The sequence below is a fragment of the Microbulbifer sp. SAOS-129_SWC genome (assembly GCF_039696035.1).
Lineage (GTDB): Bacteria > Pseudomonadota > Gammaproteobacteria > Pseudomonadales > Cellvibrionaceae > Microbulbifer.
In genome coordinates, this window is record NZ_CP155567.1 from 97511 (window position 1) to 118776 (window position 21266).

The following is a 21266-nucleotide window of genomic DNA, read 5'->3' on the forward strand; positions in this document are numbered from 1 at the left end:
TCGTGGTCAAGAAGCCATCCGCATGCGGATGGCTTTTTTGTTTACGGTACCTGCCGACACAATTCCAGCCAGCGCTCGATGCCGGCACTGCGATATTTCTGCCGGTGCAGGGCAAAATAGAATTCGCGGTTGAAATCCCGCTGCGGCACCGGCAGCTCCACCAGTGATCCGCGTTTCAACGCGTCGGACAGGCTCACCCGCGACAGACAGCTGATGCCGAGCCCCGCTTCCACCGCGCGCTTGATCGCCTCGGTGTGCTGTAATTCCAACAGGATATTCAATTGCGGCCACAGGCCGGCGAGGCCGCGCTCCAGGGTCTGGCGGGTGCCGGAGCCGGGTTCGCGCACTATCCAGGTGGCCGCGCACAGGTCCTTGTCGGATAGCCGTTTGCGCCCCGCCAATGGGTGCTCCGGTGCACAGAAGACCACCAGCTGGTCGTCGCGCCAGGGCACCATTTCCAGGTCGGGATGATTCAGTTCGCCCTCGATCAGGCCCAGGTCCAGCTCGAAATTCAGCACCCGCTCGGCAATGGACGCCGTATTGGCCACATCCAGCTGCACCCCGGCGCCGGGTTGCTCGGCCATATAGCGGGCCATGACCCCGGCGGTGAGGTAGTTGCCGATGGTCAGGGTGGCGCCGATCTTCAGGCGCCCCAGGTCGCGGTGGGTGGCCAGCGTCTGCTCCAGTTCGCGCGCCCGCTCCAGCAGCTCCTCGGCCCGCGGCCACAGCTGGCGCCCGAGTTCGTTCAGGCGCAGGCGCTTGCCGGTGCGTTCGAACAGGCGCAGCGCGAACTGCTGTTCGAACTCTTTCAGCGCAGTGGACGCGGCGGACTGGGACATATTCAGGCTCTCGGCCGCGCGACTGACATTTTCGTAGTGGGCGCAGGCGAGAAAGACTTCCAGCTGGCGGAGGGAGTAGCGCAAAATGCTTTCTCAGGTTAATTGATAAATTCGATAACAAGTATCGAAATATCCCATTTTGCCTATAGATGTTCCAGGGCTAGAATTCAATCATTAAGAGAAAACAGGAATAAGTGGTTCTAAGCTTATGTCTAATTTGAATATAGAGAAGGTGCTGGAAGTCCATCACTGGAACGACACCCTTTTCAGTTTCAAGACCAGCCGCGATCCCGGTTTCCGCTTCGAAAACGGCCATTTTACGATGATCGGGCTGCAGCAGGACAGCGGTCGCCCGCTGCTGCGCGCCTACTCCATCGCCAGCGCCAACTACGAGGACCAGCTGGAGTTCTTCAGCATCAAAGTGCCGGATGGCCCGCTGACCTCGCAGCTGCAGAAGATCAAACCCGGTGACGAGATCTTTGTCAGCCGCAAGCCCACCGGCACCCTGGTGGCGGATCATCTGCTGCCGGGTAAACGCCTGTGGCTGCTGTCCACCGGCACCGGCCTGGCGCCGTTCTTGAGCATCATCAAGGATCCGGATGTCTACGAGCGTTTCGATCAGGTGATTCTGACCCACGGCGTACGCTATGTGTCCGAACTGGCCTACCAGCAGCATATCGAGGATGAGCTGCCGAACCACGAGTACTTCGGTGAGATGATCCGCGATCAGCTGCTCTACTACCCGACGGTCACCCGCGAGCCCTACCGCAACACCGGACGCCTGACCGACCTGATGCTGTCGGGCAAGATCTTCTCCGACCTGGGCGTGCCGCAGCCGAATGTCGAAGAGGACCGCTTTATGCTGTGCGGCAGCCCGGCGATGCTGAAAGACCTGACCAACATCCTCGACGATTGGGGTTTCCGCGAAACCCGCGCCGGGGTTCCGCACGAGTATGTGATCGAGCGCGCCTTCGTCGAGAAATAAGCAGGGTAATATCTCCTGTGTGCGCGGTGCTTGCGCCGCGCACACAGACTTCCTGGCCGGATAGGTCAGCGGAGTCGGTACTTCGAAAGTGTCAGCGCGACGGATTTGCGCAAGGAACGGTAGGGCAGCCAGCGCTTTCGGAGTGTCGACCCCGGTGTACTATCCTGCACCCTTTTCCAGAGATGTTGTCTTCTCCGTGAACCACCCGCAGGGTGGTTTTTTTGTTTCTGCCACCTGATCCTAAACTGATTTTTATGCGTAGAAGCACTTAGAAGTTAGTTTGGAGTAAATACCGTGCGGAAATTGTGTGTGATGTTGATGGCGGGGCTGACGGCGCTGCTGGGTGGCTGCAGCGGGGTGCCGGCCGGTGTACAGCCGGTCGACGATTTCCAGTTGCAGCGTTACCTCGGCCGCTGGTACGAGATAGCGCGCCTCGACAACCGCTTCGAGCGCGGCCTGTCGCGGGTCACCGCGGAGTACTCGCTGAATGACGACGGTTCGGTCAAGGTGGTCAACCGCGGATTCGATGCGGAGAAGGGCAAGTGGCGGCAGTCAGTCGGCAAGGCAAAGTTCGCCGGCGCCGACGATGTGGGGCAGCTTGAAGTTTCGTTTTTCGGTCCCTTCTACGCGTCTTATATCGTCGTCGCGCTCGATCGCGAGCACTACGATTATGCGCTGGTCAGCGGCTACAACAAAGAATACCTGTGGCTGCTGGCACGCAAACCGCAGCTACCGCAGGCGACCATCGACCGGCTGGTGGCCAAGGCGCGCGCCGCGGGCTTTGATACTGATAAGCTGCTGTTCGTCGAGCAGGCGGCCGAGTAACCCGGCATCAGCGATGGCTGCGCCGCATCAGAGTTCGGCGCGTGCGCGCACTGTGTCGAAGTCGGTTTCCTGCAGCAGCTGGCCGTCGCGGTAGACCGGTTGCAGCAGGTTGTCGCGTGCGCCCAGATCCTCCAGCTTGATCGTGGTGACTTCATCGCGACTCCCGTTACCGTCGCGCACCAGGGCCAGGCGTCCGCGTTTGGATTTTTTTTCCGGGCCGGTCACCGGGTTTTTGTAGACATCCTGCCAGCGGCCATCGATGCGGATGGCACTGGCCTTCATCGCGAAGCTGAGCAGATCGCGGTCGACTTTCTGCAGCAGCGCGCCCCCCATACCGAAAGTAATATTTTCCGCACTCTGGCCGCGCTCTTTCATCGCCTGCAGAATTTCCGGAATGGTTTTGCGGGTCACGCCGTCACCCTGGATTACGCGGATAAAGTCCGGCAGCACGCGGTAGCCCTTGCTGTTCACGCGGCTGCCGAAAATGCGCATCAACCGCTCGAGGCTCTCGGTGACGATCGTTTTCGGATCGCCGGAGTCGGGCCGCACCACCAAAGTGCCGCCGCTGTTGATGACCCGCTCCTTCAACACACCGCCCCAGATGTTTTCGATCGCGTGCCATAAGTCGTAGCTGTCACTGACCACCGCCACGACCTTGCCCGGCCCGGCAAACTGGTCGAGCATATTGGCGTAGGCATCCGCCTCGCGCTCTCTGCCCCAGGCGGTCATGGTGCTGTGTTCGGCGGCGGGAATCGAGAAGCCGGCCATCTCCGCACCGTAATAGCGCCGCGCCGCCACCAGCGCCGATACCGTATCGGTACCGCTAAAATTCACCAGGTGCGCCATGCCGCCGAGCATGGCGCTCTCCAGGCTGCTGGCGCCGCGGCCGCCAAAATCGTGCAGCTTGAACGGGAGGCCGTCGCGGCTGTCCGCAGTGTCGTCCAGGTAGCGGGCGATGGTCTGCTTGATCGCGCGGCTCTGGGTGGCCACCGTCATCGGGTACCAGATGGCGCGCACCAGCGCCGTCTCGATATAGCTGGTCAGCCAGAAAGATTCCACACAGGTGTTGACCACCTGCAGCATCACATTGTGCAGCGGCACCACCGTGCCCTCGGGCACCGCGGAGATCTCCAGCGGCAGCAGACCGCCGTGTTGTTGCAGGATGTGTTCCCAGCCGGCACGGTGAAACGGCAGGCCATGGGCATGGAGCATGGCCTCGGCCTCGTCGATATCACTGCGCTGAATCGGCGTTAACAGATACTGTTGGATAAATGCCTGCAGGCCGAAAAATACTGCCGCGGGAAACTCGCCGCCGCGGCACTCGATATAACTACTCACGTACTCACTGCCCGGCGGGTACTGCAGGTAGTGGCTGGCTTTGTAGCTGTCGACGTTGAGGATCAGGTTGTGGTGGAACATGCGTCTGATCGCTGGCCATGGGTTCTTGCGGACGGCGGCTCAGCAGAGAATGACGCCCGCGGCAAATACTGAAGTGTAGACGGCCGGCACTGCGGTTTCTGTCAATGCCGGCGGTGCAGGTGCGTGCCGACGGTGGCGAGAAAATTGCGGTGGCGCTTCGCGCTGCGGTCGAGGTGGCGGTAGACGGAGACCTTGGCGGCGTCGGTGAGAAACGACCACACAATCGCATAGCCCCATACCAGCCCAATTTCCGGCCACGAAATCGGCGTGACCAGGCCGAACCCGTAGGCGCACAGCACCGTCGCGGCGAGCTTGGTCGACACCGCCGCCCAGATCATGATCGGCGCCGGAAACGGACGCAGGAAATACCAGCTGCGGCTGCGCGCGACAAACAGCGTCAGGTGCCCGGCGACGGCCATTTTCAGGAAGATGTAGGTCTGCACCTTGGCCACACTGAGGTGCAGCCAGTCCACCGCCAGGAACAGCATCAGGAAACTGCCGAGGGTGCCGACCACGCCCATCACCGTCGACACGGTGATCACGCGCTGCATATCCCAGCGCACCGGATGCGGCGACAGCGCCGTGTTGTCGTAGGCGATGGCCATGATCGGCACGTCGTTGAAGAACGCCAGCAGGATGATCATGATCGCGGTGATCGGGTAAAAGTTGAAGACGATCATCGCCAGCACCACGAAGATCATGATGCGGATGGTCTCGGTAATGCGGTAGATCGCATAGGAATTCATGCGCTCGAAAATGCGCCGCGCCTCCTGCACGGCGCTGACGATAGTCGACAGCCCCGGTGCGGTGAGGATCAGGTCGGCGGCCGCGCGCGCCGCATCGGTGGCGCCGGACACGGCGATACCCACATCCGCCTGCTTGAGCGCCGGCGCGTCGTTGACGCCGTCGCCGGTCATCGCGACCAGGTGCCCGCGCGACTGCAGCGCCTTGACGATGGCGTACTTGTGCTCGGGGAACACCTGCGCAAAGCCGTCCGCCCGCTCGATACGCTCGGCCAGATCCGCCGGCACCTGCTTGCCCTCGTCGCCGAACAGCGCGCTGGCCGGCTGGATCTCCCGGCCCAGCCCCAGCTTGCCGGCGATCTCCCGCGCGATGGCGGCGTTGTCGCCGGTGACCATTTTCACCGCGATACCGTGCGCGCCGGCATCGCGCAGCGTCTGCGCCGAGTCCTCCCGCGGTGGATCGAACAGCGGCAGAATGCCGAGAAACTGCCAGTTGCCGTCCGCGTCGGTGCGCGCCACGCCGAGTGTGCGGTAGCCCTTCTCGGCGCTGGCATCGATGGCGCTGGCGGCGCGCTGCGCGGTGTCGCGGTCCGGATTGGCCAGCGCCAGGATGACCTGCGGCGCGCCCTTGCTGACGCGAAAGCTGCTGCCGTCCTGTGCACGGATCTGTGCCTCGGTGCGTTTGTGCACCGGGTCGAACGGGGTAAAGGCGGTCTGGGTATACGCCGCCAGCGCGCTGCTGTCGTCGAGGCCGCCGAGCACGGCCAGGTCGATGGCGTCGCCGTTCTCGGCGCGCGAGGCCAGCGCCGCCGCCAGGATCAGGTCGCCGGCGTCGCGCGCGGCAAACACCTCCGGCTCACCCAGGGTAAGCTGGTTCTGCGTCAGGGTACCGGTCTTGTCCGAGCACAGGATATCGACCCCGGCCATCTCCTCGATTGACTGCAGGCGCGACACAATGGCCTTCATCTTCGACAGCGCCAGTGCCCCCACCGCCATGGTCACCGACAGCACCGCCGGCATGGCCACCGGGATCGACGCCACCGTCAGGATCAGCGCGAACTGCACCAGCTCCAGCAGTGGCGCATGACGGAACAGCTGCACCACGATCAGGATCGTGACCAGTGCCAGGCTCAGGTAGATCAGGTAGTCGCCGATGGCCAGCACCGCCTTCTGGAAGTGCGACGCGGCGCCGGCGCGCTGCACCAGCCCGGCGGTGCGCCCGAAGAACGTCTCGCTGCCGGTGGCGGTCACCACCGCAGTCATCTCCCCCTGGCGCGCCACCGAGCCGGAGTAGACCAGTTCCCCGGCGCCCTTGTTGACCGGCAGCGACTCGCCGGTGAGCGCCGACTGGTCGACGGCCAGGTAGCCGTCGTCGAACAGCCGTGCGTCCGCGGGGATGATATCGCCGAGACGCAGGCGCACCACATCGCCGGGCACCAGCGCACTGGCCTCGATCGCCGACCAGTTGCCGTCGCGGCGCACGCGCGCCTGCAGGGCCAGCTGGCGCTTCAGCGCCTCCAGCGCATTGCTGGCCTTGTACTCCTGCCAGAAACCCACCGCGGCGTTGAACAGCAGCAGCACCAGGATGATGGCGAAGTCGTCCCAGTGTCGCACCAGCGCCGACAGCAGCGCCGCCACCTCGATCATCCACGGGATGGGACCCCAGAAATACCCCAGCAGGCGCCGCAGCGTACTGGTGTGTTCCTCCGCCAGCGCATTGGGCCCGTAGCGCGACAGCCGCGCTGCCGCCTCCGCGGCGGACAGACCCGCCGGTGATGAATCCAGTTGCCGGAACAGCGCGTCGATATCCACGCGTTGCGCTTCTCCCTGCTCCGCACCTGTCTGTCGATGCGCGCCGTCGCGCGCGGGTGAGCCTGCCATCACTGCTATCCGTTGCTTCGGAAGCGGCCCGGACACGCCAGCGCATCGGGCCACATGGATCTCTTAAGCAAAGCACAGCGGCACCCGCGCTTCGCCCGGGTTGACGTCGAGGCGGACGCTAGTGACATTCATACGTAGAAAAAATGCTATTGGCGCCAATCGCAGCGCTGTAAGCGCATGTAATTGACCGGTAATTACGCTGTGTGTACTTTTGTATACATCTCAGGGAAGGGGACATCATGCTCAATAAAACCCAATCCATCTCCGCGCGTTTATCTCCGGGTGACTACGCCTACCTGATGTCGATCGACCGCAACGGCGCGGTTACCCAGAGTGAAAAAGTGCGCGAGCTGATCGCCATGGCGCGCGACTCCGTTGGCATGCACAGCTTTGCCCGCGCCTACATTGCCTCCAGCGAAGCGGTACTGCCGATCAAGGCGCGCTATGCGGAAGAAGAACCGCGCAGCCTGTTGGTGGAGGCACTGCTGGAACTGCTCGCTGAGGGCGCCGCGGCGGTGCAGAGCTGCACCGACGACGAACAGATGGCGCCGCAACTGGAACGCAAATCCCTACCCGCGATTGAGGCCTTCATGGAAAAAATCCTGTTGCTGGCGCTGCAGCAAGATTCGCGCTGCGCCGCGTCAGCAACTGCCACACGGATCAAGAAACAGCTCGATAGCCTGTTGAATAAATAGTTAAATGAGGAAAGGAAGGAGAAAACAATGAAAGAAGGACTCGTAACCCGTATTTCCCGCCTGATCTCCGCCTCCGCCAACGCACTGGTGGATTCGGTGGAAAACGCTACCCCGCAACTGGTAATGGAGCAGGCGATCCGCGAACTCGACGACGCTATTGCCGAAGTCCGCGATCAGCTGGGCAAGGCCGAAGCGGCCAAGTATCTCAGTAGCAAAACCCTCAACACGGAAAACAATCGCCACAGCGCACTGGCCGGGCAGATTGATGTCGCGGTGAAAGAAAACCGCGATGATCTGGCCGAAGCCGCCATCGCCAAACAGATGGATATCGAGGCGCAGCTGCCGGTGCTGGAAAAGGCCATCGCCGAGGCCGATGCCGAAATCGGCGAGCTGAATGCCTACATCAGCGCACTCGCCGGCAAAAAGCGCGATATGCGTGAACAGCTGCGCGACTTTGCCAAAGCCAGCGAACACGTCAGTAATGGCGCCAGCGGTGACGAACGCGGCAGCAGCCGCAATACCGCCGACAAGGTGGATCAGGCCGAGGGCGCCTTCAATCGCGTGCTGGAAAACGCCGGTGTACCCACCGCCCAATCGAATGCCGATGCGAGCAAGCTCGCCGAGCTGGAAGAACTGGCGCGCAGCAACCGCATCAAGGAGCGGCTGGCGAAAATAAAATCGGAGGCCTGATGGCATTCCTGCTTCAAGACGGCAACCTGCTGTACACCGGCGCACTGGTATTGATGCTGATGATTGCGGTGCTGGAGGGAGCCATGACACTCATTGGCGTCGGCATTTCCGATCTGCTCGACAACCTGCTGCCGGATGCGGATATCGACGTGGACGCGCCGGATACCGAAGCGGGCGGCGTGCTGACGCGCTTCCTCGGCTGGCTGCGCTTCGGTGAAGTGCCGGCGCTGATTCTGCTGGTCGCATTCCTGGTCGCCTTTGGTGTTACTGGCCTGCTGTTGCAGATGCTGGCGCATTCGCTGGTCGGTTTCCTGTTGCCGACCTGGTTGCTGGCCATTCCGGTACTGCTGCTGGCGCTGCCGCAGGTGCGCTTTGTCGGCAACCTGCTGCGGCGTTTTGCCATCGGTGATGAAACCGAAGCGGTAGGGCGCAAATCCTTTATCGGCCGTGTGGCGACCATCACCATCGGCGAGGCCGCTGCCGGCTCGCCGGCGGAGGCACGCTTCAGCGATGAGTTCGGCACGACCCACTATGTGATGGTGGAGCCGGATGTAGATGAAACCTTCACTCAGGGAGAGCAGGTCCTGCTGGTGGAAGAGCGCGGAGCCAGTTTCCGCGTGATTCGCCCGACTAGCCAGCACCTGATGGGAAACAATTAAAAAAAGGAGTTAATGATAGTGAATCTGATCGACAATTTTTCCACGATTTTAGTGATGGCCGGCTCGGTACTGGTGGGCCTGATCGTCATCGGTACCATCTTCGCACGCCTGTATACCCGCGCGTCCAAGGAGCGCTCGTTCGTGCGCACCGGTATGGGCGGGCAGAAGGTCATCATGAACGGCGGCGCGCTGGTGTTACCGGTGCTGCACGAGATTATCCCGGTCAATATGAACACGCTGCGCCTCGCGGTATCGCGCAAGGAACACCAGGCGCTGATCACCAAAGATCGCATGCGCGTGGATGTACTGGCCGAATTCTATCTGCGTGTGAAGCCGGATACCGATGCGATTGCCAACGCGGCGCAGACCCTGGGTATCCGCACGCTGGATCCGGAAGCATTGAAGGACATGATCGAGGGCAAGTTCGTCGATGCGCTGCGCTCGGTGGCGGCGGAGATGCAGATGGCAGAACTGCACGAGCAGCGCAGTCAGTTTGTACAGAAAGTACAACAGGTGGTGTCCGAGGACCTGTTGAAAAATGGCCTGGAACTGGAATCGGTTTCCCTCACCGGCCTCGACCAGACGCACAAGGAATTCTTTAATCAGGACAACGTGTTTGACGCCGAGGGTCTCGCCAGCATGACGCGATCCATCGAGGCGCGGCGCAAGGAAGTGAACGACGTCGAACAGGAAACCCGCGTACAGATCGAGACGAAAAACCTCGAGGCCGAACGGCAAAGACTGGAAATCGAACGGGAGAAACGCTACGCCCACCTGGAACAGCAGCGCGAGGTCGAAAACCGCGAGGCGGCGCAGAAAGCCGATATTGCCCGCGAGCAGGCCACCCAGGACCGCGCAGCACGCCAGGCCGAGATTGAGGCCGCGCGCGAGGTCGACCAGTCGCGCATCGCTGCCGAGCAGGCCACCAGGCTGCTGGAGATCGAAAAAGAAAAACGCCTGCAGGAGCAGGAGATCGAACGCGAGCGCATTCTCGAAGAGCAGCGCATCTCCAAGCAGAAGTCGTTGGAAATCGCCGAGCAGGAACGCGCAATCGCGGTAGCGGAAAAATCCAAGGAGCAGTCAGTAGCCGACCAGCAGGCCCACGTGGCGCTGGCCGAATCGGTAAAAGCGGAAGAGCAGGTACGCACGGCCAAGGACGTGGAAGTTGCCGAGCGCGACAAGCGTATCGAAATCATCGAGGCACAGAAGGAAGCCGAACGCCAGGCCACCGCGATCAAGGTGGCGGCCGAGGCGGACAAAGCGGCCGCGGAAGACAAGGCCGAGGCCCTGCGCCTGCAGGCCAGCGCCGAAGCCGAAGCGGTGCGTATCAAGGTGGAGGCAGACCGCGAGAAATACATCGTGGACGCCGAAGGCCAGCGCCTGATGAACGAAGCCTTCAACAGTCTCAGCGAAGCGCAGATTGCGCTGAAGAAAGTGCTCAGCCTGCACGAGAACCTGCCGGGTATCATCCGCGAGAGTGTCAAGCCTCTGGAGAGTATCGAGGGCATGAAGATCATTTCCGTCGAAGGCCTGAGTGGTGTCGACGGTCGCGCAAGCGGTGGCATCGTTAACGCCGACGGCGAAGCCCAGGGTCAGAGCCTGCCGGAAGCACTGGTTGGCAGCGCACTCAAGCACCGCGCCATGGCGCCGCTGGTGGACTCGCTGTTGAAGGAAGCGGGCGTCGGCGATTTTGCCAGGGTCCCCGAGACCGAAAGCTGAGTTATGCTGTCAGGTCAGTGAAAAGCCGCCCACGGGCGGCTTTTTTTATCCGCGTACAGAAGAACAGAAGGCGCTCAGCGCAGGTGCTGATCAAAGAAAGCAATCATATCGTCCAGGGTATCCGGCGCGTCTTTGGCAAAACAGTTACCGAGGTATTTATTACAGCCACTGTCCAGAAACGCGTGGTTTTTGCCCGGGTAGATCTTGAAGGTGATGGGCTGGCCGGCCGCGCGCATCTTGTCCACAAACTGCTTCACTGCTGCCGGTGGTATGGTCTTGTCTTCACTGCCGACAAACGCAAGGGTGGGCGGTAGCTGGTCGTCGGATCGTGCCGGGATCAGGTACAGCGGGGACACGGCGCGGTAGTAATCGGGGTTGGCCTGTGCCGTTATGCCGTCACCAAATAGACCGCGCGCACTGACGCCGCCGAGCTTCCAGAAGATATTGTCCGGCGATTCAAAGCCGTGTTGCGCCTCGCTGTAAAGGTCGAAGGCACCGTAGCTGAGCACGGCCGCCTGTACCGCCAGGCCGTCTTCCGCCGCCACCTGCTCGGCGGTCTTGCCCGCAGGCAGGTAGGTGGGCTTGAATCCGCGCGGCTCATTGCGAAACCCCTGGCTGCTGAGGCGCCGGCCGGCGGTCAGGACCATCGCACTCAGATGCCCGCCGGCGCTGTCGCCGGTGATCCCCACTTCGGTCGGATCGCCGCCGTAGTCGTCGATATGTTCCTTGACCCACAGCACGCCGCCGAACACGTCCTCGACGATCTCGTTCATGGTCGTGCGGTTGTGGTTATCACCGAGCAGCCGATAGTTCAGGTTGGCCACGACGAAGTTGCCGTGTTCCGCCAGGTAGCGGGCGGCGGAATCCATGATGTGGTTGTCGTTAATCAGCCAGCCGCCGCCGTGTACCATCACCACTACGGGGAGGCGGCCGCCGTCGCTCTGCGGCGTGTAGATATCCATCGTCAGTGTCTTGGCGGCGGTTTGCGCCCAGGGGATATCCTTGTGTACCTGGATTGGATGCGCGTGGTCGGCGGCGCACAGCGGGCCGGCGAACATCGCCAGCAGGGACATCAATAGAATACGGAACATGTGGCTCAGTCGTGTTGTAGAGTTATAGGAACTCTTGACTCTACAAACCGCGTCCGCCGGACGCCAGTTTCGTTGTTGGCGGGCGCAAAGTGGGACACTGGACGGCGGTAGGGAGAAAGGATTCCGCGGCCTATGGAATACAAGGACTACTACAAAGTACTCGGCCTCGAGCGCAGCGCCGCCCAGGACGAGATCAAGCGCGCCTACCGCAAGCTGGCGCGCAAATACCATCCCGATGTGAGCAAGGAAGACGACGCCGAGGAGCGCTTCAAGGAGGTCAACGAGGCCTACGAGGTGCTCAAGGATCCGGAGAAGCGCGCCGCGTACGATCAGCTTGGCGGCGCCTACCAGTCCGGGCAGGAATTCCGCCCGCCGCCGGGCTGGGATCAGGGTTTCGAGTTCCACGGTGGCGGCTACACCGAGGCCAATCCGGAGGCGTTCAGCGATTTCTTCGAGAGCCTGTTCGGGCGCGGCGGTTTCGGGCACGCCCCGGGAGGGGAATTCGGCGGCGCGCGGGGATTTGCTGGCGGCCGCCAGTTTCACGCCCACGGCGACAACACTTACGCCAGGATCGCCATCAACATCGAAGACAGTTACCGCGGCGCCACCCGCCAGATCACGCTCAAGCACTCGGTGCTGGGTGCCGACGGCCGCCCGCAGATCCAGGAGCGCAAGCTCAATGTGAAGATTCCCCGGGGCGTTACCGAGGGCCAGCAAATCCGCCTGGCCGGGCAGGGCGAGCCGGGCATCGGCGAGGGCAAACACGGCGATCTCTACCTGGAAATCAGCTTCAATCCGCACCCGCTGTATCGCGCCGAGGGCAAGACGGTGTACCTGGATCTGCGTCTCGCGCCCTGGGAGGCGGCGCTCGGTGCCAAGGTGCAGGTGCCGACGCCGGACGGCCCGGTCCATCTGACCATCCCGCCCAACAGCAAGAATGGCGGCAAATTGCGCCTGAAGGGCCGCGGCATTCCGGCGAAGACCCCCGGGGACCTGTACGCGGTACTGGATATCGTCACGCCGCCGGCCGACACCGACGCCCATAAAGAAGCCTACCGCCAGTTCAGCCAGGCATTTGAATTCAACCCGCGCGCGGGCATGGGAGGCTAGCGATGCAATCGGACAATAACCCGGATATCACCTTACTGGATGAAGAGAGCGAGCTGACCCTGGGCGAACTGTGCCGCGCCTGCGGTATTCCCGCGGACCGGATTCTGGCGCTGGTGGAAGAGGGCATCATCGAGCCGCGCGGTACGGTGCAGGCGCGCTGGCGATTCAGCGGCATCTGCGTGCGCCGGGTGCGGCGCGTCTATCACCTGCAGCGGGATCTGGGCGTGAACCTGGCCGGCGCCGCACTGGCGATACAGCTGCTCGAGGAGCTAGAGCAGCTGCGCGCGCACCTGGCGCGGCTGGAGCGCAAGTAGCGCGCAGGGCCAAGGTTACTGGGTGGCGGCGCGCGTAATGTGGGTGAACAGATAGGCATTGTAAGCGATATAGGACAACAGCAGCAGCGCGCCCTCCCAGCGGTTGATGCGCCCCTCGCCGCGGAAACCGTAGGCGAATATGAACAGTGCCACGGTCATGCCGACCACGGTGGGCCAGTCCCGCGTCAGCACCTCCGACGGGACGCCGGACATGGGCGCAATGGCGCCGGCGATACCGACCACCGCCAGCAGGTTGAACATATTCGAGCCCACCACGTTGCCGATGGCGATATCGTGCTCGCCCTTGCGCGCCGCGATAACGGTGGCAGCCAGTTCCGGCAGCGAGGTGCCCAGCGCGACGATGGTAAGGCCGATGACCAGGTCGCTGACTCCCAGTGCGTGGGCGATGGTGACCGCACCCCACACCAGAATGCGCGAGCTGACCAGCAGCAGCGCCAGGCCGACCACCACCCAGAAGAGCGCGCGACCGAGGCTCATCTCGTGCGTCTGCAGCTCGCCGGCCATCTCACCTTCCAGCACATCCCCCTTGCCACGCAGCGCCGAGACGATCGACCAGCCGATCAGGCCGAAGAAGCCGGCCAGCAGTACCAGTGCCTCCCAGCGCGCCAGCTGACCGTCCCACAGGAAGGCACCGGTCAGGCAGCTGATCGCCAGCAGCAGGGGCAGTTCCTTGCGCACGATCTTCGAGTGCACGCTGAGCGGGATCATGATCGCGGTGGCACCGAGGATCAGGCCGGTGTTGGCAATATTGGAACCGTAGGCGTTGCCCAGTGCCAGGCCGGGACTGCCGTCCAGCGCCGCCATCGCGGACACCACCATCTCCGGCGCCGAGGTGCCGAAGCCGACGATCACCATGCCGATCAGCAGCGGTGGCATACCCGCGTGCCCGGCGGTGGCCGCGGCCCCCTCGACGAAGCGGTCGGCGCTCCAGACCAGCAGGGCGAAACCGGCGATGATGGCGAGCAGGGCGAGTAGCATTTGGCATCCTATTGTTCAGTGGCATACCCGGGCACGCACTGCCGTCGGGAACTGCCGGGTCAAGTTATGGCGCGACAGGCTGTGAGTGTAGGACCAACAGCCAGTACGGCGCCATAAGGGCAAGCGATTGTACCGGCTCCGCCGGGTTCAGAAAACGCTCCGCGGCCACCGGACTGCGTGGAGGGCCGGCGCAAGTCAGTTTCGCCGGCGGCGGCTCAGCGCGATAACCGCATGGCAATGCCCGTTGCCTGCGGCGGTATCAAAAGAGAATGGCCGCGGCGCAATAGCGAGCGGCATCGGATCCACTGTGCCCTGACCAGCGGCGCTGAGAGTGCCCGGGCGGCACTGTACCGGCCCATAAACAATTGTCCTTGATTTCCTCAGTCTCAGATTCGAATCGGCGAACTACTTCTATAATTTTTGCTTAGTCGCAGGGCGCCAGTGATCGGCGGAGTAAATGCCGGTGGCAAAAAATGGCAACGCCCCCGGCTCGGGTTTCAATCGGGTGCAGAGGGCCGAGCCAAACTCGGTCACTCACACACGGGAAAGATAAAGAAGCGCCAAGCCCTGGAAGTACAGGACGTCATTCAGCGCAAGAATCGAAAGGGACAAACTGAATAAAAATGGAGAATTCAACTCGCCTCAGAAATATGTTGCGGCACGTAAAGCATTGGTTTGTTGTAAAAACGACGCCGCGCAAGAATCGTGTCTACACGCAGTTCTACCGGTTTCCGCATCAGTACCAGGCTCTGGTGGAACGGGTGATTCCTGAACTGGAGCGGAGCGGAAAGAAGTCGATCCGTATCGTGGTCTTCGCCTGCTGCAGCGGCGCCGAGCCCATCTCCCTATCCTACATTTTGAAAAAACACTTCCCGCAGCTTCGCTATGAAATCCTCGCGTTTGACATAGTGGAAGACGTGATCGAGCGGGCAAGAGATCCTGTCTACAGCCACGAAACGGTTTATCAGGGGCCATTTGTCACGCAGGCGTTCGTCGAGGATACGTTCGACAAGGTCGGCGATGAATACCGGGTAAAACCGGAGATTATGCAGCCGATAAAATTCGCCGTGGGCAATATGCTTGACCTTGATTTTATCGCCAGCCTGGGAAAGGCCGACCTCGTCTTTGCCCAGAATGTGCTTTTTCACCTGCCGGCAGCCGATGCCAGGCGGGCCTTCTCCTACCTCAATACGCTACTGACTCCAGAATCCGTACTGTTTATCAACGGCATGGATATGGACATGCGCGTGAAAATGACCAAGAAATTCTCGCTGTCGCCCATCGATTACCTCATCGAGGAGATACACAATGATGCGCGTGTCGATCGCGGCAGCGGCTGGGCGGGAGCCTATTGGGGCAGAAAACCCTTCAGCCGCCGCTCCAGGGAATGGATGCGGGAACACTGCACGATTTACAGCAAGGCCAGAACATGAACGTTGCCGACAAGTTAGCGCGCGATGGTGAGGGATTTACGCTCGCCGAGACAGAGCAGTCCGTTGCCGCCAGATTTGAAAAGCAAGTACAAATTCACGGCGAGCGCCTCGCCGTCACCGACGCGAATGCCTCGCTGAGCTACGACGCGCTAAACCAGCTCGCCAACCGCATGGCCCGGCAGATTCTCGCACTTGTGCCCGCGTCGGAACCGGCCAGGGTAGCCATCTACCTGGAGAAGGGGATTCAATACGTCGCGGCAGTTCTCGCCGTGTTGAAATGTGGTCACGCCTATGTGCCGATAGACCCCGAATTTCCCGCGGCCCGGAACCAGTATATTTACGGCCAGTCCGAGGCGGCGCTGCTGTTGAGTAACGGCACCAACCGCCAGGGGGCACAGGCGCTGGCGGGAACGCAAACACAGATACTCGATCTGGATAACGTGGGGGAAAATACCTCCAGCGAAAATCTCGATCTGGAGATATCGCCGGACGCACTGGCCTACATCATCTATACCTCGGGGTCCACCGGCCGGCCCAAAGGCGTGATGCAAAACCAGCGCAATGTCCTGCACGGCTGCATGCGGCGCAGCAACCTGCAGAAGGTCACCGCCGAAGACCGCATGACCCTGTTTTATTCTTTCAGTGTAATCGCGTCGGTTTATTGCATGTTCGGCGCGCTGCTGAATGGGGCCTCGCTGTTCCCGTATGACATTCAGGTCGAGGGCGTGGATAAACTCGCGGGTTGGTTGAAATCGCGCGGTATCACCATCTACCACTCGGTCGCATCGGTATTTCGCCAGTTCGCCAGGTGCTATAGCGATTCCAGCGCGGTGTTCGATATCCGGCTGGTCACCTTTGGCGGCGAGCGGGTACTGACCAGCGATGTTGCTCTGGCGCGCCGCGTGTTTTCGCGCAATATCGAATTCTACACCGGCCTCGGCTCCACCGAGACGGGCACCATGCGATATTTCCATATCGGTCCGGAAACGGAAATCGATGCGGAGGTTGTCCCGATAGGTTATCCGGTGGAAGGGGTCGACATTCAGTTGCTCGACGAGCAGGGGCGGGAAGTCGCCGCGGGTGAGATTGGCGAAATAACCGTACGCAGCCGCTACATCACCCTGGGTTACTGGAAAAATCCGCAAGCCACGGCCAAGACCTTGAGCACGGATCCGCGCGACCCGCAAACGCGAATTTACCGCACCGGCGACCTGGGGCAACTCGATCCCGACGGCCTGCTGCACCACCGCGGCAGAAAAGACTTCCAGGTAAAAATACGCGGTTTCCGCGTGGAGACCAGCGAAGTCGAGGCGCACCTGATCGATCACCCGGATATTGCCGAGGCGGTAGCGGTGGCCAGGGATATCAACAACGAAACCCAGCTGGTGGCGTATATCGTCATCGAGCCGGGGCGCGAACTCTCGGTACAGCAACTGCGCAACTACCTGCGCGAGCGGCTCAACTACTACATGATCCCGACCGTATACGTGCGCCAGGAAAGGCTACCCAAGACGCCAAACAACAAGGTCGATCGCAACGCACTGCCGCCGCCGGATAGCAGCAACGAACTCTCCTGCACGGAACTGGTCAATCCGCGCAGCAAAACAGAGGCCTATCTGGTCAAATTCTGCCGCGAGCTGCTGAATCGCGGTGCAGTGGGCGTCAACCAGAACTTCTTCGATCTCGGCGGCCACTCACTGACCGCCACGCAACTGCTGGCGAGGATCAATGAACGGTTCTCGGTAAACCTGACCATGCGCCACATCTTTGCGGCGCCTAACCTGGAATCCCTGGCTGCAGTGATCGACAGCGCCGAACCGGACGCCGAGGCGCAGGGAGCAATCACCCTGCAGCGTGCCCCTGCCGACGGGCGCCTGCCGGTGAGCGCTGCGCAGCGCAGGATGTGGCTTGCGGCCAAGCTGTACGGCAACAACGCGGTCTACAACATTTCCAATACGGTTTACCTGGAAGGGGATCTCAACATACCCGCGCTGGAACGTGCGTTGAGCACAATCGTCGAGCGCCATGCAATCCTCAGAACCTGCTTTCCCGCGGATGAAGAGGGCCCCTGGCAACAGGTGCTACCCGCCGAAACAATCCCGCTGGAAACCGTCGATCTCTGCCCGGTAGATCCGGATACCGCTATCGATTCCGCGCAGGTACTGTCGATCTGCCGAAAGCTGCTGGATGAACAACAGAACCTGGCGACCGGGCCGCTGTTCCGTCGTGCGCTGATTCGGCTGGGCGAAAGGAAGTTCATCCTCGCGCTGGTCTTCAACCACATCATCTACGATAACATCTGGTCGTCCGGGATCTTCTTCCGCGAGCTGGCGCATCTCTATGCCGGCTTCGCGCGGGGGGTGGCCGTCGACCTGCCGGCACTGGAATTTCAGTTCGCGGATTACGCGTTCTGTGAGCAGCGAAGCCTCGGCAGCGCCGTGTATGAACGGCAATTGGCTTACTGGCAGTCGCAGCTGGCGGACGCACCGGCAGTACTCGATTTTCCATCGGATCGGCCGCGTCCGGATTCACCGGATTCAGCCGGTGGCCATGTCAGATTCAAGCTGCCGGCGTCACAGTGGGCAGCAGTTCAGTCGTTTGCACAGCACGAAGGGGCCACGAATTTTATGCTGCTTGTGGCGGTGTGGCAGCTGTTGTTGCACCGCTACACCCAGCAGGATGACATTCTGGTCGGAACGCCGACCGGCAGGCGCCACCACACAAAAACCGAAGCGATGATCGGGTTGTTTATCAATACGCTTACCCTGCGCACGGATTTCTCCGGGCAGCCGAGCTTCCGCGAGCTGCTCAGGCGGCTGCGCGGTGTCACCATCGATGCGTTTTCCAACGATCAGGTGCCATTTGAGGAGGTGGTGGCCAGAATCAATCCGCCCAGGGATTCCAGGTTGTCGCCATTCTTCCAGTATCTGTTCATACACCGGAAAATTACCGGAAAGCGCTGGCAGTTACCGGGGCTGAAGACTGCACCGGTCGATCTGCAATCCAGCGGATCCAAATTCGACCTGACGTTATCGGTGCTGGAACAAGACCAGTGCCTGCAGGGCACGATTGAATATCGAAGTGCACTGTTTGACCGTGCAACCGTCGAGCGTATCGCGCAGAGTTATACCCAGTTGTTGATCGCGGCCATCGAGCATCCGGATACGCCGGTACGCGCGCTGGAAATGGTGCCGGAGAAAGAGCGCCAGCGTCTGTGTGCGCGCTGGAACCAGACGCAAGCGCCACTTGTGCAGGCCTGCGATACGCGCAAGCGCTTCGAGCGACGCGCGCGACAATGTCCAGAGGATACAGCGCTGGTTACCGATACTGAGCGCCTCTCCTACCGGCAGCTTAACCAGCGGGCCAATGCGTTCGCCCGTGTACTCACCGAAAGCGGCGTCACAGCGGGCGACCTGGTCGCCGTGTGCCTGAATCGTTCCGCGGATCTTGTCATCGCCCTGCTGGCGGTGTGGAAAGCCGGGGGCGCCTATGTGCCGCTGGATCCCGATTTTCCCCGCGACCGCCTCGAGTACATGCTGGAAGACTGCGGCACCGGGTATCTGATCTGCAGTAGCGGGACGCAGGAACCCTGCTCCGGCTTTGCTGGCCGGGTACTACAGATTGACAGTGGTGCGGTCTTCGACGATGCCGTGGCCATGGAAAACCCCGGCCATGTGACGGAACCGGATGATCTCGCCTATGTCATCTACACCTCCGGTTCCACCGGAAAACCAAAGGGCGTACAGGTCACTCAGGGCGGCCTCGTCAACTTCCTCCTCTCCATGCAATCGCAGCCGGGCTTCGATACCGGGGACACGCTGCTTGCGGTCACCACGATTTGCTTCGATATCGCGATGCTGGAAATCTTCCTGCCACTCATCAGCGGCGGCAGAGTGGTGGTGCAGAGCCGCACTGCGGCGCTGAATCCGGAAAAGATTACGCACAGCCTGCGCGAACACGGTGTCACAGTCATGCAGGCCACACCGGCAACCTGGCGCATGCTGCTGGATTACGGCTGGAAGGGCGAGCCGGGTATACGCGTGCTGTGCGGCGGTGAGGCGATGGGCCAGGATCTGGCGCAACGCCTGCTCGACTGCGAGCTGGAGGTCTGGAACCTGTACGGCCCCACCGAAACCACTATCTGGTCCTCGGTGAGCAGAATCCGCAACAAGGAGGATGCCGAGTTTATCGGCCAACCGATCGCCAATACGCAACTCCTGGTACTCGGCGATGCGCAAACCGTACAGCCGCTCGGTGTGCCGGGGGAGCTGTGCATCGGTGGCGATGGCCTGGCCAGCGGCTACCTGAATCGGCCGGAACTCACGGCCGAGAAGTTTATCAACTTCCCGCTGTCACCGAGGCGGCGCATTTACCGAACCGGCGATCTGGTGGAGCGCCTGGAAGACGGCCGCATTGCCTATCTGGGGCGTATCGACAGTCAGGTGAAAATCCGTGGATTCCGCGTCGAAGTGGGGGAAATCGAAGCCTTGATCGCCGAGTACCCCGGTGTGCGCCAGTGTGTGGTGATTGCCCACGAGGACGACTACGGCTCCAATACCCTGGCCGCCTATATGATTCCCGCCAATGGCGAACACATCGATATCCGGCAATTACGCGAAACGCTGCGGGCCTCACTGCCCGACTATATGATTCCCTCCGCCTTCGAGACGGTTGCGGAATTCCCGCTGACACCGAATGGGAAAATAGACCGTAAACAGTTCACCCGGCCGGAGGCCCGATCAACGATTGACGCCACCGCGAGCGTCGCCGACGGCGATGATGTCTCCGCGGCGGTGATCTCCGTACTGCAGCAGGTGCTCAAAGTCGACGTCACCTCCACCGAGGCCAGCTTCTTCGATCTCGGCGGACACTCGCTCTCGGCATTGCATGTCATCGCTCGGCTCAACAGCCAGTTTTCCTTGGAAATGCCCCCCACGCTGTTGTTCGACTTTCCCAGCGTCGAGACATTGGCGGCCGCGATACGGCGCTTTATCAATGGCCAGTCGGAAGCCCAGGTGATTGATTCCGCGGAATTGAGCGAGGAGGCAGAAAGACAGGTCGATACGATTGTGGATGCCGTTGCAGCAAACCGGGATGCGGCAACCTCTGCGAATGTTGCCCACGGCATGCGAATGCGAGAGTCGAAAATAGCCAGGCAATGGCTGGCACCAATGTTCGCGATCGATCGTCGTTTTGTGCGGACGCTACTGCAGAAAGTCATTCTCAAGCTGGAGGGTGGATCCACCTTCAGCACCACGATGCGCAAGCTGTATAAGAAATATTATGATATCGACGTGGGGGATTTCACCAGTATTCGCTTTGACCCGATGCGACTGAAGCTCACTACCAGGGTAGGCAAGTATTGCACCATCTATCCCACGGCAACATTCCAGAATGCCGACCACCCCAGAAACACGTTATCCACACACGGTATCTTCTACTATTCGGAGCTCGGCTTCAGCCCCGGTTACGAGTTGGATCGGGTCCAGATCGAGGTGGGCAACGATGTGTGGATCGGCGATGGGGCGAAAATTCTCTATCCGACCAGAAAAATCGGCGACGGGGCGGTGATCGCGGCCGGCTCCATTGTGGTCGAGGATGTGCCGCCCTATGCGGTGGTTGCCGGCTATCCCGCGCGGGTGGTGCGCTATCGCTTCTCCCGCGCGACGATCAGGAAGTTACTCGGACTCAAGTGGTGGCAGATGTCCGGCAACAAGCTGTACCAGAGCCGGCAGCAATTCATGCAGCCACTGGAGGGCGATCGGGTGCGCTAGACCGATACCGGAAGCCGGCGGTCGCGCAGCAGGGTGCGCGGCTTCCGGATCGGTGCGTGGTTCGATTGGCAGACTGGATAGCGCCGGATA

15 protein-coding genes are annotated in these 21266 nt (G+C 61.4%); 10 read left to right on the forward strand and 5 right to left on the reverse strand.

Features of this window, described 5'->3' with window-relative positions; all coding sequences use genetic code 11:
- Positions 1-41: 41 nt before the first annotated feature.
- Positions 42-923, reverse strand: a complete 882-nt coding sequence (locus ABDK11_RS00465) for a LysR family transcriptional regulator (RefSeq protein ID WP_346838357.1) — start codon at positions 921-923, stop codon at positions 42-44.
- Positions 924-1047: 124 nt separating this feature from the next.
- On the opposite strand from ABDK11_RS00465, the gene ABDK11_RS00470 reads away from it, so the two are divergent.
- Entirely contained in the window at positions 1048-1824 is a 777-nt protein-coding gene (locus ABDK11_RS00470; protein WP_346838358.1) for a ferredoxin--NADP reductase, read from the forward strand.
- 294 nt (positions 1825-2118) lie between these two features.
- The gene (locus ABDK11_RS00475; RefSeq protein WP_346838359.1) at positions 2119-2649 is read left to right on the forward strand and encodes a lipocalin family protein; all 531 of its coding nucleotides are present in this window, start codon (positions 2119-2121) and stop codon (positions 2647-2649) included.
- A 27-nt stretch (positions 2650-2676) separates the two neighbouring features.
- Here ABDK11_RS00475 and ABDK11_RS00480 read toward each other — a convergent pair whose 3' ends face one another.
- Both ABDK11_RS00480 and ABDK11_RS00485 read right to left on the reverse strand, forming a co-directional pair.
- Positions 2677-4068 (reverse strand): nicotinate phosphoribosyltransferase, encoded by a 1392-nt coding sequence (locus tag ABDK11_RS00480; RefSeq protein ID WP_346838360.1) that lies wholly within the window; start codon positions 4066-4068, stop codon positions 2677-2679.
- A gap of 101 nt (positions 4069-4169) precedes the next feature.
- Positions 4170-6692 (reverse strand): plasma-membrane proton-efflux P-type ATPase, encoded by a 2523-nt coding sequence (locus ABDK11_RS00485; RefSeq protein ID WP_346838361.1) that lies wholly within the window; start codon positions 6690-6692, stop codon positions 4170-4172.
- A 239-nt stretch (positions 6693-6931) separates the two neighbouring features.
- On the opposite strand from ABDK11_RS00485, the gene ABDK11_RS00490 reads away from it, so the two are divergent.
- Genes ABDK11_RS00490 through ABDK11_RS00505 form a run of 4 tightly spaced genes read left to right on the forward strand, consistent with a single transcriptional unit; the run spans position 6932 to position 10455 of the window.
- Positions 6932-7387, forward strand: coding sequence for a hypothetical protein (locus tag ABDK11_RS00490; protein ID WP_346838362.1), 456 nt, complete (start codon positions 6932-6934; stop codon positions 7385-7387).
- 27 nt (positions 7388-7414) lie between these two features.
- Positions 7415-8077, forward strand: coding sequence for a PspA/IM30 family protein (locus ABDK11_RS00495; RefSeq protein WP_346838363.1), 663 nt, complete (start codon positions 7415-7417; stop codon positions 8075-8077).
- Positions 8077-8736, forward strand: a complete 660-nt coding sequence (locus ABDK11_RS00500) for a YqiJ family protein (RefSeq protein ID WP_346838364.1) — start codon at positions 8077-8079, stop codon at positions 8734-8736. The genes ABDK11_RS00495 and ABDK11_RS00500 overlap by 1 nt, the downstream gene beginning before the upstream one ends.
- Positions 8737-8754: 18 nt before the next feature.
- Positions 8755-10455, forward strand: coding sequence for a flotillin domain-containing protein (locus tag ABDK11_RS00505; RefSeq protein ID WP_346838365.1), 1701 nt, complete (start codon positions 8755-8757; stop codon positions 10453-10455).
- 74 nt (positions 10456-10529) lie between these two features.
- On the opposite strand, the gene ABDK11_RS00510 is transcribed toward ABDK11_RS00505, so the two are convergent.
- Positions 10530-11546, reverse strand: coding sequence for an alpha/beta hydrolase (locus tag ABDK11_RS00510; RefSeq protein WP_346838366.1), 1017 nt, complete (start codon positions 11544-11546; stop codon positions 10530-10532).
- Positions 11547-11678: 132 nt separating this feature from the next.
- Between ABDK11_RS00510 and ABDK11_RS00515 the strand changes: the two genes are divergently transcribed.
- Both ABDK11_RS00515 and ABDK11_RS00520 read left to right on the forward strand, forming a co-directional pair.
- Positions 11679-12656, forward strand: a complete 978-nt coding sequence (locus tag ABDK11_RS00515) for a DnaJ C-terminal domain-containing protein (RefSeq protein WP_346838367.1) — start codon at positions 11679-11681, stop codon at positions 12654-12656.
- A gap of 2 nt (positions 12657-12658) precedes the next feature.
- Positions 12659-12970, forward strand: coding sequence for a chaperone modulator CbpM (locus tag ABDK11_RS00520; protein WP_346838368.1), 312 nt, complete (start codon positions 12659-12661; stop codon positions 12968-12970).
- 15 nt (positions 12971-12985) lie between these two features.
- Here ABDK11_RS00520 and ABDK11_RS00525 read toward each other — a convergent pair whose 3' ends face one another.
- On the reverse strand, positions 12986-13969 hold the full coding sequence (locus ABDK11_RS00525) for a calcium/sodium antiporter (protein WP_346838369.1): 984 nt from the start codon (positions 13967-13969) through the stop codon (positions 12986-12988).
- Between the two features lie 623 nt (positions 13970-14592).
- On the opposite strand from ABDK11_RS00525, the gene ABDK11_RS00530 reads away from it, so the two are divergent.
- A complete protein-coding gene (locus ABDK11_RS00530; protein WP_346838370.1) occupies positions 14593-15402 on the forward strand; it encodes a CheR family methyltransferase in 810 nt (269 codons plus the stop codon).
- Complete coding sequence (locus ABDK11_RS00535) at positions 15399-21176, forward strand: amino acid adenylation domain-containing protein (RefSeq protein WP_346838371.1); 5778 nt, start codon at positions 15399-15401, stop codon at positions 21174-21176. Before ABDK11_RS00530 ends, ABDK11_RS00535 begins: the two co-directional genes overlap by 4 nt.
- Positions 21177-21266 lie beyond the last annotated feature (90 nt).

Coding starts and splice junctions, on each gene's coding strand:
- ABDK11_RS00470 (WP_346838358.1), top strand. CDS start 1,048: ATGTCTAATTTGAATATAGAGAAGGTGCTGGAAGTCCATCACTGGAAC.
- ABDK11_RS00480 (WP_346838360.1), bottom strand. CDS start 4,068: ATGTTCCACCACAACCTGATCCTCAACGTCGACAGCTACAAAGCCAGC.
- ABDK11_RS00485 (WP_346838361.1), bottom strand. CDS start 6,692: ATGGCAGGCTCACCCGCGCGCGACGGCGCGCATCGACAGACAGGTGCG.
- ABDK11_RS00490 (WP_346838362.1), top strand. CDS start 6,932: ATGCTCAATAAAACCCAATCCATCTCCGCGCGTTTATCTCCGGGTGAC.
- ABDK11_RS00495 (WP_346838363.1), top strand. CDS start 7,415: ATGAAAGAAGGACTCGTAACCCGTATTTCCCGCCTGATCTCCGCCTCC.
- ABDK11_RS00500 (WP_346838364.1), top strand. CDS start 8,077: ATGGCATTCCTGCTTCAAGACGGCAACCTGCTGTACACCGGCGCACTG.
- ABDK11_RS00510 (WP_346838366.1), bottom strand. CDS start 11,546: ATGTTCCGTATTCTATTGATGTCCCTGCTGGCGATGTTCGCCGGCCCG.
- ABDK11_RS00515 (WP_346838367.1), top strand. CDS start 11,679: ATGGAATACAAGGACTACTACAAAGTACTCGGCCTCGAGCGCAGCGCC.
- ABDK11_RS00520 (WP_346838368.1), top strand. CDS start 12,659: ATGCAATCGGACAATAACCCGGATATCACCTTACTGGATGAAGAGAGC.
- ABDK11_RS00525 (WP_346838369.1), bottom strand. CDS start 13,969: ATGCTACTCGCCCTGCTCGCCATCATCGCCGGTTTCGCCCTGCTGGTC.
- ABDK11_RS00530 (WP_346838370.1), top strand. CDS start 14,593: ATGGAGAATTCAACTCGCCTCAGAAATATGTTGCGGCACGTAAAGCAT.
- ABDK11_RS00535 (WP_346838371.1), top strand. CDS start 15,399: ATGAACGTTGCCGACAAGTTAGCGCGCGATGGTGAGGGATTTACGCTC.